Annotated in this window: 8 protein-coding genes and 3 pseudogenes; 6 read left to right on the top strand and 5 right to left on the bottom strand. The window is 37.5% G+C overall.

Going from position 1 to position 11,976, the window contains the following annotated elements; translation table 11 throughout:
* The first annotated feature begins 281 nt into the window (after positions 1-281).
* From ACFIMA_RS07840 to ACFIMA_RS07820, 5 genes and pseudogenes are all read left to right on the top strand, one after another.
* Positions 282-674, top strand: coding sequence for a Fur family transcriptional regulator (locus ACFIMA_RS07840; protein WP_375629863.1), 393 nt, complete (start codon positions 282-284; stop codon positions 672-674).
* 173 nt (positions 675-847) lie between these two features.
* Positions 848-1,006, top strand: a pseudogene (locus ACFIMA_RS07835) (HlyD family secretion protein); the annotation flags it as partial.
* Positions 1,003-1,146 (top strand): annotated as a pseudogene (locus ACFIMA_RS07830) (transcriptional repressor); the annotation flags it as partial. The pseudogenes ACFIMA_RS07835 and ACFIMA_RS07830, both read left to right, overlap by 4 nt.
* A gap of 173 nt (positions 1,147-1,319) precedes the next feature.
* Positions 1,320-2,414, top strand: coding sequence for an HlyD family secretion protein (locus ACFIMA_RS07825; protein ID WP_375632520.1), 1,095 nt, complete (start codon positions 1,320-1,322; stop codon positions 2,412-2,414).
* 19 nt (positions 2,415-2,433) lie between these two features.
* Complete coding sequence (locus tag ACFIMA_RS07820) at positions 2,434-4,005, top strand: DHA2 family efflux MFS transporter permease subunit (protein ID WP_375613634.1); 1,572 nt, start codon at positions 2,434-2,436, stop codon at positions 4,003-4,005.
* A gap of 1,083 nt (positions 4,006-5,088) precedes the next feature.
* Here ACFIMA_RS07820 and ACFIMA_RS07815 read toward each other — a convergent pair.
* The 3 genes from ACFIMA_RS07815 to ACFIMA_RS07805 all read right to left on the bottom strand — a co-directional run bounded on the left by ACFIMA_RS07815 (position 5,089) and on the right by ACFIMA_RS07805 (position 9,482).
* A complete protein-coding gene (locus ACFIMA_RS07815) occupies positions 5,089-5,673 on the bottom strand; it encodes a GNAT family N-acetyltransferase (protein ID WP_375632521.1) in 585 nt (194 codons plus the stop codon).
* Positions 5,674-5,748: 75 nt separating this feature from the next.
* Entirely contained in the window at positions 5,749-6,882 is a 1,134-nt protein-coding gene (locus tag ACFIMA_RS07810; RefSeq protein ID WP_375632522.1) for a type III PLP-dependent enzyme, read from the bottom strand.
* Positions 6,883-8,564: 1,682 nt separating this feature from the next.
* A complete protein-coding gene (locus ACFIMA_RS07805; RefSeq protein ID WP_375632530.1) occupies positions 8,565-9,482 on the bottom strand; it encodes a rhodanese-related sulfurtransferase in 918 nt (305 codons plus the stop codon).
* Between the two features lie 115 nt (positions 9,483-9,597).
* On the opposite strand from ACFIMA_RS07805, the gene eda reads away from it, so the two are divergent.
* On the top strand, positions 9,598-10,263 hold the full coding sequence (eda, locus tag ACFIMA_RS07800) for a bifunctional 4-hydroxy-2-oxoglutarate aldolase/2-dehydro-3-deoxy-phosphogluconate aldolase (protein WP_375632523.1): 666 nt from the start codon (positions 9,598-9,600) through the stop codon (positions 10,261-10,263).
* Here the strand turns inward: eda and ACFIMA_RS07795 are convergent.
* Positions 10,242-10,676: pseudogene (locus tag ACFIMA_RS07795) on the bottom strand (ferredoxin--NADP reductase); the annotation flags it as partial. The gene eda and the pseudogene ACFIMA_RS07795 overlap by 22 nt on opposite strands.
* A 34-nt stretch (positions 10,677-10,710) precedes the next feature.
* Positions 10,711-11,538, bottom strand: a complete 828-nt coding sequence (locus tag ACFIMA_RS07790) for a ferredoxin--NADP reductase (RefSeq protein WP_375612296.1) — start codon at positions 11,536-11,538, stop codon at positions 10,711-10,713.
* Positions 11,539-11,976 lie beyond the last annotated feature (438 nt).

The following is an 11,976-nucleotide window of genomic DNA, read 5'->3' as shown; positions in this document are numbered from 1 at the left end:
TTTTTTTAAATAAAATAACCCAAACTTTACCAATAAAATATTGAACAAAAAATCCTATTTCAAGACATTATTGGAAAAATAAGAAGCGTATAAAACTTTCATGCCTGATAGCGGCGGCTTTCAGATTATAATACCCTCCCCTCACAACGATTGTAACTTTTCTTACATATCGCAAGGATGTCATGTAAAAGGCTAAAGATAGAGTACATATTATATAATCACCATTGCATAAATATCTTACACGCTTTATGCTTTTCCATGGGAGCAAAAGGAAGATGTCAATGTCATCTAAACTGACGCGTAACCAAACATTGGTTTTAAATACTTTAAAAAATGCAAAAGGGCCTTTAAGTGCTTATGCGATTCTCAATCACTTACGCGAAGAAGGTTTTCGCGCACCTCTCCAAGTTTATCGTGCGTTAGAAAAACTCGTACAGTTAAAGTGTATTCATCGTCTTGAAAGTGTAAATGCCTTTATGGTCTGTTTACACCCTGAAAACTGTCAACATGAACTTACAACGTTTATAATTTGCGAAAACTGTGGCACAGTCAACGAAATACAAGATCAAACGATTGTATCAAGTTTAAAACAGATGGTTCAAGCGGTTGACTTCCAAGCACACAAAAGCACCCTAGAAGTACGAGGTCTTTGTAAAAAATGCGCAATAAAATAAGACATCTAACTTGACAATAAGATCTCTAACTTGCAAGTTTATATATTTAGCATTATGTAGCAGGGATCGCCTTATTGTTGGAAAAGCTTTTATGGTCCGTGCATATATCACCCTACCCTAGAGTGAGAGGCTTATTGTACTCGTTAGAACATAAATATTGAAAGTATAAAATCATGTCCGTATCTGAGACCATTTTTTCAACAAAAAATCTCGATAAAATGAAACGAAAAAAAGTAATCAAGGCTCTTCTTATCGTCTTTGCGCTTTTTGTACTTTGGTTTAGCTATAAGTGGACGACGCAATGGTGTTATATGCTGTCCACTGAAGATGCCTAAACTGTGGCACAGTCCACGAAATACAAAATCAAATGATTGTATCAAGTTTAAAACAGATGGTTCAAGCGGTTGACTTCCAAGCACACAAAAGCGCCCTAGAAGCACGAGGTCTTTGTAAAAAATGCGCAATAAAATAAGACATCTAACTTGACAATAAGATCTCTAACTTGCAAGTTTATATATTTAGCATTATGTAGCAGGGATCGCCTTATTGTTGGAAAAGCTTTTATGGTCCGTGCATATATCACCCTACCCTAGAGTGAGAGGCTTATTGTACTCGTTAGAACATAAATATTGAAAGTATAAAATCATGTCCGTATCTGAGACCATTTTTTCAACAAAAAATCTCGATAAAATGAAACGAAAAAAAGTAATCAAGGCTCTTCTTATCGTCTTTGCGCTTTTTGTACTTTGGTTTAGCTATAAGTGGACGACGCAATGGCGTTATATGCTGTCCACTGAAGATGCCTATGTACAAGGAGATATAGCCGCTATTGCGACTAAATTAAATGGATATATTGAAAAAATTGCCATTAAAGCCAACCAAGTTGTAAAAAAGGACGATGTTTTATTTTACTTAGACAATGGTGATTATCAAATAGCCTTGGATCAAACAGAAGCGCATCTTGACACACAGAAAAAAACACTTCTACGCATTGATGCGCAAATCACAGCCGCTCGTAGTTCTTTAGATGATGCAAAAGCACAAAAAGCAGCCGCTTCAGCCATAGCAACCAATGCACAACTCACCTTAAAACGTGTAACAGAACTGAAAGCCAATCGTTATGCTCCTCAATCCAATGTTGATGATGCCAAATCCGCTTATGAACAAGCCATTGCGAATGTTAACAGAGCGGATGCAAAAATGGCTTCAGCACGTGCAAATATCCGAGTGCTAGAAGCGCAACGAAGTGAAACAGAAAGCGAAACAAAGAGTTTAGAGCTCTCGCGTAAAAAAGCACAACGTGATCTTGATTCGACCATTATACGAGCGCCATTTGATGGAGTTATAGGAAATTTAACAGCAAAAACGGGAGATTTTGTTGTAAATGGCCAACGTCTTGCGGCGTTAGTCCCCATACATGCACTTTATATTGAAGCAAACTATAAAGAAACACAGCTACAAGACATTCATACCGGACAAAAAGCTTATATTTCTGTTGATGCCTTCGAAAATGATGTTTTTACAGGAACAGTGCTTTCTATTTCGCCCGCAACAGGCGCTGTTTTTTCTCTTCTGCCTCCACAAAATGCTACCGGTAACTTTACAAAGATTGTCCAGCGCATTCCCGTACGTATTTCTATTCCAGAAGAAGTCTTAAAAACCGGACATATCCGAGCAGGAATGAGTGTTTCAGTGAAAATTGATACACGTACAAAGCCACAAGATAAAAGTCTCTTATAAAAAAGTAGAAGATCTTACTATGACATCTTCCATACCAGAGCTCATACAGTCTCAAGAACGCATAGGAATGCGCAAAATTGTAGTTTTTATAGCTATGTCTTTTGGCATGTTTATGGCAATCTTAGATATCCAAATCGTTTCCTCTTCTTTAGCTGAAATTCAAGCGGGTCTTACAGCAAGCTCTGAAGAAATTTCATGGGTTCAAACTTCCTATCTCATCGCTGAAGTCATCATGTTGCCGCTTTCTGGATTTTTAGGAAGATTGCTTTCAACACGTGTTTTCTTCACCATATCAGCGATCGGGTTTACGATTACTTCTGTTCTTTGTGCAACAGCAACATCTATTGGAGAGATGATTTTGTATCGCGCACTACAAGGTTTTATTGGTGGAGGAATTATCCCAAGCGTTTTTGTCGCCTCTTATGTTCTTTTTCCTCCTTCCAAGCGCCCAATTGTTACCCCTATTGTTGGACTAGTAGCAACATTGGCCCCCACCATTGGTCCAACCGTGGGAGGCTATATTTGTCATCTCTCATCATGGCATTGGCTCTTTCTCATCAATGTACCCTGCGGGATTATCATCTCAATTCTCGCTTGGAAATTAATTGATTTTGATAAAGCTGATCCCTCTTTAATGAAGAAGTTTGATTGGTTAGGATTCATTTCTATGGCTACTTTCTTGGGAACTTTAGAGTATATTCTAGAAGAAGGAGCACGTCATGATTGGCTGAGTGATACGCTGATTCGGGATTTGTTCATTACCATGATTCTTGCTGCAGCCTTATTCTTCTGGCGTGCTTTTACAGTAAAAGAACCCATTGTAGATCTCTCTACTTTTTCTAATTTTAATTTTTCAGCTGCATCCATTTTTTCCTTTTCATTGGGAATAGGCCTTTATGGACTCACGTACCTTTATCCTGTCTATTTAAGCCAAATCCGCCACTTTGATGCTCTCATGATTGGAGAAACATTGTTTCTTTCAGGATTCGTCATGTTATTAACTGCCCCGCTTGCTGGATTTCTTTCAGCACGAATGGATGCACGTTTAATGATGGCAATAGGACTTTTTGGTTTTGCAATAGGTATTTGGATGGCGAGCTCTATCACAGATAACTGGGATTTTTGGCAGCTTTTTTGGCCGCAAGTTTTCCGTGGTGCTTCTGTAATGTTATGTATGGTTCCTATTAATAATATTGCCTTGGGAACACTCCCACCAGAACGGATGCAAAATGCTTCTGGACTCTTTAATCTCACCCGGAATCTAGGTGGAGCTGTAGGGCTTGCCATTATCAACACTCTCATAACAAAACGCACAGACTTCCATCATGAACGAATAGCCGAAACTCTTAACTACGCAAACAGACAAGCAACTGAAATGCTTTCAAATCTTACTGTATTATTCAAAACAGAAACCTTTGATTCCTATACTCTGGCTCTTTCTCAATTGTTTGGTATGGTACGCATACAAGCAACCATTATGGCTATTAGTGATATTTTCTTTATCATAACCATCATCTTTGGTGTTTTGACATTTATGACCATATTTCTCAAAAAAATACCACCTCTCATGGATTCACCACCAAATCACTAAGCTTAATTAAAATTGAGAAATATTTTTTATCCTTATCACTTTCCTCGTTTCCTATGCACTTTATCTTGTCTCAAGAGACAGTATAAATAAGCATATGATTCTAAATGATTCTTCTGATAAAAATTCTTTTAATGCGGGCTCTTTCCGCACTTAAAAACAACTTCTCGCATACAAAAATTGTTCTAGATGATCGGTAAACAAAGAGCTTATCTAAAGTGCTCCACACCATAAAGATAAAGCAGCCATTTCTATAAGATTTCTGATTTATCACCATAGGGCACAAAAGATTAAAAGATTCTTTGCCCTTTACTCTTTTGATTCTTACAAGAATATTCATAAAAGATTTATGATTCTTGTGATTTTTATTCACGCACATATTTCTCTTATAATGTGTAGGACAACGTTTTTTGATTCTGAATGCAAAATTTTACATGAAAAAATCATTTTGTATTTGATCCTCTCATGCCAATTGCAAAACGATTTACCTTTATAGCAAAAAAGTAATGATATATTTTTTTTCAAAAAAGCTGCTTTTGAACATGTAATTTTATTTTTTTACACTCTTTTAAAAAAGCTGATACCTATAATTTTGATTCTACTGCTGCATATTTTTCTTTCTTAAGCCCCTTCTCTTTCAACAAGCGCTAAAATTGTATAAAATTTCTCAAAATATCTCTCTATTGAATCAATCAAAACCATTCCCTTGCACATAAAAAGCAAAGAAAAAAACTGTTTAAGAAAAAAGTAAAATATCCAACCATTTCGATGCAAGATTTATCAACGATATTGAAAACTGGAAAACTGTATGATGATAGCGACTTTAAAAGAACACAAGACAACTCAAAAATCCGGTTCCTTCAGTATTATAAAATAAGACACTATTTCAAAAAATGAGCTTAAAATATATTCTTACTCACTTAACTGAAATTATCAAAAATAAGAAACCAGCCCCATAAAGAAAAAGCCATATAATAAAATCGCAATACAACTCCCCAAAACTTTGTACCGCTAAATACCTTGGCACTGTCAAAACGGTATGCTCTTCTCAATGGCAGCTGCTGAAAAACGAAATAAACACTATCTTCAAGCGACTTTATGATGCTGAAAACGATTTGAAACTTCTCGTTCTCCACTAGGAACCAAAGTGCCATAACACCCAGAAAGATAATGTGGTATCAGTTCCAACGCTTGAAAGCGATGCTTTTCGTAAGGACCAGGCATTGCCAAATTTTCTGTTAAACTATTTGAAAAGCCAAAACGTTGATAAAATTCAAAATCCCCTACCAGCAAAATGGCGCCATATCCCAATTTTTTTGCTGTTTCAATTGCATGGCGGACTAAAATTGATCCTATTCCCATACCAGCACATTCAGATGCAACAGCCAAGGGGCCTAAAAGTAAAGCATGTTGTGTTTCATTTTTTCTTTTAGAAAAAGAAACATGCCAAAGACGGACACTTCCCACAAGCTCTCCAAGCGCATTTTTAACCACAAAAGAAAGTCCTTGAGCAGCTAACCGTCCACGACGTAAAGCCTCTGATGATTTACGTTTACGTCCATACCCCATCGTTGAATCAAGCAAATTTTCTCGATAAGGCTTATCGGCTTCTTGCTCCAATAAAAGTGTAAAACATGCCCCATCTTTTGTTTGAAAGTTCATCATGTTCATCTCTATAACCGCCCTCTTATAGCGCCATGACGAGCATAGCAAAAAGTCTAAAAAAACTATAGTTAAAAGGAAACCTCAGATCACATATGATCGTAAAGGCTCAAAACCATTAAAAGCAACCGATGCGTAAGTTGTTGTGTAAGCACCCGTTCCATGAATCAATATTTCATCTCCTATCGTTAGGGATAGAGGAAGCGGATAAGGTGTTTTTTCATAGAGAACATCTGCCGAATCGCATGTTGGTCCCGCCAAAATACAAGGCTCCATTACCTTATCATCATGAGGTGTCTCAATAGGATAACGAATGGCTTCATCCATAGTCTCAGCAAGACCATTAAATTTTCCAATATCAAGATAAACCCATCGTACATTATCATTATCAGCTTTTTTAGATATTAGAACAACTTCTGTACGAATAACACCAGCATTGCCAACCATCGCACGTCCTGGCTCAATAATCGTCTCAGGGATACGATTACCAAAATGCTTTTTCAATGAATCAAAAACTGCTGTACCATAAGCTTGTTCTGTAGGGACATCTTTCAAATAACGCGTTGGAAAACCGCCGCCCATATTCACCAACCTTAGTGAAATGCCTTCTTGTTCCAAGCGCTTAAAAACTGTAGAAGCATCTGATAAAGCACGATCCCACGCACTCAAATCAACCTGCTGAGATCCAACATGAAAAGAAACACCGTAGGCTTGCAAACCCAATTGGTGTGCCCGTCTTAGAACATCAACCGCCATAGCTGGAACACAACCGAATTTGCGTGACAATGGCCACTCTGCACCTTTGCCATCGGTAAGAACACGGCAAAAAACACGTACTCCTGGAGCAACACGCGCAATTTTTTCCACTTCTTCAACACAATCAACGGCATAAAGTGAAACTCCCAATGCATATGCTCGTGCAATATCACGCTCTTTTTTAATCGTATTTCCAAAAGAAATACGCTCTGGCGTTGCTCCTGCTTTTAAAGCCATTTCAATTTCTGCAACAGAAGCCGCATCAAAAGAAGATCCTAAAGAACTTAGCAAACACAAGATTTCAGGAGCTGGATTTGCCTTTATTGCGTAAAAAATACGAGACTGCGGCAGAGCTTTTTCAAAATTTAAATAGTTGTCACGAACAACATCAAGGTCAACAATTAAGCATGGACCTTCAGAACGATGTGTTGCAAGAAAATCGCGAATACGTTGCGTTGCCATCTGCAATTCTCCTTGAGGGAAAGCTCCCCCACTCTATGCTTGGACAGCCAAAGCTGCCAAAAGCTAAAGGACAAAAAACACACAACAACTATCCCCATTCTGATTACAAAAAATCAGAAATTAGCATTGCATGCTGCGAAAGAACAGCGCGAAACCGCGTTATTCTATTTTATATGCCTTTTTGATTGGAGTTGAGAAAACCACTTCCGCACTGAAGGCAATGAGGTGTGCCTCTATAGTTATCCCAGCATTTAAAAACTGGAAGACACCAGAAAGGCCCGCACCGTCGTTGCTTCAAGATGTCCTCATTCTTGCAATTGGCTGTAAGAATGACTGGAGCGGTTAGTTCCAGGTACCGTACCGGTTAATCTCACCATTTGAGAACCAGCGGACACCCACAGGCACGTGCGACTTTGGGCAAGGCATCCTATAAAACGAATTCTTTCTCATTTCAATCATTTTTTTAATTTTAAACATTTTTTAATTCTTAAAGATAAAATGATGCGAAAAAACAACACTCTCCCCAGACAAAGCCATCCATCCGCTTTCATGAGATCACACCCTTACATTATCTGTGCAACATAAATCACTGTCTTGCGTTTAAAGCCCCTCGTTTCTTTACCCTATTCTATCTCCTAATATCCGCAGCAGAAAATAACGCAAAATAAATTACTCAAGACATTAATTTATAATGATAATTTATTATTGTACCCTTAAACAAAAATCCCATTATAAAATCCTCTTATTTCAACCCTCTTACAATGAATCAATTAAAATCATTCTTTTGCGCATCACAAATAAAAAACAATTGAAAAAAGGAGTACCTCTTATATATCCTCTCAAATGCAAAGATGACCAACATTGAAGACTGAGGATAGTAACGACTGAAGCACCATAGTCTTTAAAGATAACGTGTCCTTCCCCCAACAAAACACCATTATCTTTCTCATTTACATCCTAAAAAACATCCCTACTTCCACATTCATTTCACAGCATCGCTTAAGCAAAATATCATGAAGAATTCCCCGTATAATATAGCTTGTATGATATAGATCAACTACATCTCACCCTCTTTATACTTATGAAATTAAAAACAAACGCTCCCATTCTATCTGCCAACTCCCAATATTGCAGAAACTCCTACATTGAAATGTTTCATAACACCTTATCTAAAATGATTCTTGTCCACACGTTGCTCCCATTTGCAACGTACAAGTGAATGAATTTTACGCGATTCGTTCTCATCTAATCTGAAAGCAACAAAGTTCACAATATTGAACTCTTTTATTCAAATGAAAATAAATTATCATTATAAATTAATGTATTATATTAAATTCTGAAATCATAAACTCCTATTATCATTTTATTTTTCCACCTAGCATCTGCTTTTTAATCACATCTTATTCATACGCTTTTCTCTTAAACTATAATCTCCCTCCTCTGCGCTGTTGGTGAACGGCTTTTCTATTTTTAAATGAAAAGTATTTGAAAACTCAATCCTATAAAGTCAAGGAGAGCGAACAATCTATAATGATTATTTATTAAGTCAAATAATTTAATATAAACAAAAAGACCGAATAATATCCGGTCTTATGAAATATTTTTCTACCAATATAAAAAACTCTTCTCTCTTAAATTTAAGAGAAAAACGCTACAACTTAAAACTCTACACTGCGATATCCTTATGTCCCTTGATGAGAATCAATTGCACGCAACTTCAACAATTGAAATTGCCTATGGCGCTCACGAAAGCGCTCTCTATCGGCTTCACTACGCGTGTTATAACAAGCATCACAGGAAACACCTTCCTCATAATGAGGCGATAGTTTGCTTTCAGCATTAAGAGGAGAACGACACGCGCGACATAATTCGCGTCCACATTCTTCAAGACCATGTTGAACAGAAACACGCTCATCAAAAACAAAACACTCACCCCACCATAAACTTTTCTCTTTTGGAATTTTTTCTAAATATTTTAGAATACCTCCTTTTAGATGGTAGACTTGCTCATAACCAAGATCACGAACATAAGCTGTTGATTTTTCACACCGAATACCACCTGTACAAAACATGGCAATTTTCTTTTTTTTCTTTAACTCAGCCTCATGTTTACGCACCCATTCAGGAAATTCGCGAAATGTTTTAATCTGCGGATCAATCGCTCCTTGAAAACTCCCTATCGCATATTCATAATCATTACGCGTATCGATCAAAATTGTCTCTTCATCTTGAATAAGAGCATTCCAATCTTCAGGGTCCACATAAGTACCAACAACTTTTAGCGGATCAACCCCTTCAACCCCCATTGTCACAATCTCTTTTTTCAACCGCACTTTCATGCGATGAAAAGGCATTTTTGATGCCCATGAATATTTAATCTCCGGCGTTTGAAACGCTGGCTCAGCCATAATAAAGCCCACCAATGCCTCAATTGCCGCACAAGAACCAGCAACTGTTCCATTAATGCCCTCTTGTGCTAAAAGCAGAGTGCCTTTGATATCCTTTGCTTGACATAAATCCTGCAAAGGTTTTTGTAATTGATGATAATGCTTCAAATCTGCAAAGCAATAAAGTGCAGCAACTTTAAAATTCTTTTCCATGTGTTTTGCCATAACGCGCGTTTCATTCAATTTCAAGATTTATTCATGTACTCTTTAACATATTGTGCTTAATCAAACGATACAAATAATATCATCTCCAAGAAGAAAAAATATCATGTGCCAAAAAAGAGAAAAGCTTTTATTATATCTCCAAGGACAAACTGTTATACCTGTTTTACTCATTGACAATCTACAAAGTGCTGTACCCTTAACACGCGCTCTTGTCAAAGGTGGGTTAAAAACAATTGAGATCACCTTGCGAACACCAAATGCCCTCAAAGCAATTCAGAAAATTACACAAGAAGTCCCTGAAGCAATTGTTGGAGCCGGCACAATTCTCAACACAACACATTACGAAAAAGCCGAACAAGCTGGAGCCAAGTTTATTGTAAGCCCCGGATTATCCAATGAACTAATCAATTGTGCAAAAAATAGTGAAATTCCCCTTCTTCCCGGTGCAATGACCCCAAGTGAACTCATGCAAGCATTAAACAAAGGCTATTCATATCTTAAATTTTTCCCTGCTGAAGCTGCTGGGGGTATTTCCTTCATCGAAGCTTTAGCATCTCCCTTCTCTGATATCCGGTTTTGCCCAACAGGCGGTATTACACAAAAAAGTGCAACACAATGGCTCCAACTGCCCAATGTCTTCTGCGTTGGAGGTTCTTGGATAGCGCCCCAAAAACTCATTGCAATAAGTGATTGGGATTCGATTACTGCATTAGCATATACCGCATCACAACTTCCCTCTCCCTCGAAAAAAGCTCTTTCTACAATATAATGTAATGTGCAAGAATATCAGTCCCTTCAACAAGACCAAAGCTTTCACACATCCTTGCGCAATCTTTTAACATCGTCATAAAACCATAAATCATCACCCGATCTTCATTAGGATGAATTTTGCGAGTTCTATTGTTTCAAAGCCGCTTGTTTCAAAAAAGCACCCACTCTCCATAACAGTCGTAATACACCCTATATGCTCAGAAAGCTCACAAGTAGTCATAGGATAAAATTTCAGCTGTTGTGCATATGCCCCACAATGAGTGGATCTTGTTGCAAAGAGGAAACGAGATCTTTTACATAAATTAACTCATTCTTTTCGCGCGTTATTTTAATAAGAACAACTTCTGAAAATTTTTCATAAATGTCAGGCTCACAAATAAAGCTTACAAAAAGAAAAAACCCCGTACTGGTTTGAAAGAAGATAAAGCATCAACTTTCCCACTCATTACTCCACAAAAGCGCGCTCTACAACATAAGTAGCAGGAGCATTATTGGCCCCTTCAACAAGACCAAAGCTTTCACACATCCTTGCGCAATCTTTTAACATAGCCATGGAACCACAAATCATCACCCGATCTTCATCAGGATGAATTTTAGGAAGGCCTGTTGTTTCAAAAAAGTCCCCACTTTCCATCACAGTTGTAATACGACCCATATGCTCAGAAGCTTCACGAGTAGTCATAGGATAAAATCTCAACTGTTGTGCATACTCTCCAATGAGTGGATCTTGTTGCAAAGAGGAAACAAGATCTTTTGCATAAATTAACTCATTTTTTTCGCGCGTTGTTTGAATAAGGACAACTTCTGCAAATTTTTCATAAGTTTCAGGATCACGAATAAGGCTTGCAAAAGGAGCAATCCCCGTCCCAGTTGAAAGAAGATAAAGACGTTTTCCAGGAATAAGAGCATCAAGCACCAGCGTTCCTGTAGATTTTTTACGCATGAGAACTGTATCACCAATTTTAATTTTTTGGAGATGCTCGGTTAAAGGTCCCCCTGGAACTTTTATCGAAAAAAACTCAAGCTGTTCATCCCAAAAGGGACTTGCAATCGAATAAGCGCGATAAATCGGCTTTTCTGCATTTGGCAAACCGATCATAACAAACTCACCCGAACGAAAACGAAAACTTTCCGGACGATTCAGACGGAATTTAAATAACCGATCTGTATAGTGACAAACCTCTTGGACAGTAAGGGCGAACACATTCTCAGGAATCGGAAAATTTGCAACGCTGCTGATGCTTGACGGAACATTGGTAGCAGACGTATTCATACTCTTCCCCATATCTTTATTGAACGTTAAATTTCGAATCCTTGACGTGATATAGTACTTGCACAACCATCTGCCAACAATTTTCTCAACACAAAAGCCTCAAGGTTAACACTTTTATGTCAAAATTAAATAAATGAGTCTAGTGCACTCTATAAACGATAAAATTGATTTCACTAAAAACCAATCAAAGACTAGAAAGTAAATACTGGATACCCAATCCATCTTGAAAACAAATAATATCCAAATCAACGAGTTTTCTAAATCAACAGTTTTAATGTATCAAAAAGTGTTTACACACTGTTTTCCATTCAATAAAAATAATTTTAAGTGCATGAGACGACATCCAAAATTGCACAGATGAGTGATCTTCCCCCTCATGGTAGAAAACTTGTAATACATTGACTTAACGTGGTTAATTTAATCATTTTACCTTCTCTA

Origin of the sequence: Bartonella sp. AP88HLJMH (genome assembly GCF_042195605.1) — a bacterium.
Lineage (GTDB): Bacteria > Pseudomonadota > Alphaproteobacteria > Rhizobiales > Rhizobiaceae > Bartonella.
The sequence above is the reverse complement of the archived record's forward strand: the minus strand, read 5'-3'. Positions and strand labels throughout refer to the sequence as shown.

What these genes read in the sequence shown, in the direction of transcription:
- ACFIMA_RS07840 (WP_375629863.1), top strand. Translation starts at nt 282, where the DNA reads ATGTCATCTAAACTGACGCGTAACCAAACATTGGTTTTAAATACTTTA.
- ACFIMA_RS07825 (WP_375632520.1), top strand. Translation starts at nt 1,320, where the DNA reads ATGTCCGTATCTGAGACCATTTTTTCAACAAAAAATCTCGATAAAATG.
- ACFIMA_RS07820 (WP_375613634.1), top strand. Translation starts at nt 2,434, where the DNA reads ATGACATCTTCCATACCAGAGCTCATACAGTCTCAAGAACGCATAGGA.
- ACFIMA_RS07815 (WP_375632521.1), bottom strand. Translation starts at nt 5,673, where the DNA reads ATGAACATGATGAACTTTCAAACAAAAGATGGGGCATGTTTTACACTT.
- ACFIMA_RS07810 (WP_375632522.1), bottom strand. Translation starts at nt 6,882, where the DNA reads ATGGCAACGCAACGTATTCGCGATTTTCTTGCAACACATCGTTCTGAA.
- ACFIMA_RS07805 (WP_375632530.1), bottom strand. Translation starts at nt 9,482, where the DNA reads ATGGAAAAGAATTTTAAAGTTGCTGCACTTTATTGCTTTGCAGATTTG.
- eda (WP_375632523.1), top strand. Translation starts at nt 9,598, where the DNA reads ATGTGCCAAAAAAGAGAAAAGCTTTTATTATATCTCCAAGGACAAACT.
- ACFIMA_RS07790 (WP_375612296.1), bottom strand. Translation starts at nt 11,538, where the DNA reads ATGAATACGTCTGCTACCAATGTTCCGTCAAGCATCAGCAGCGTTGCA.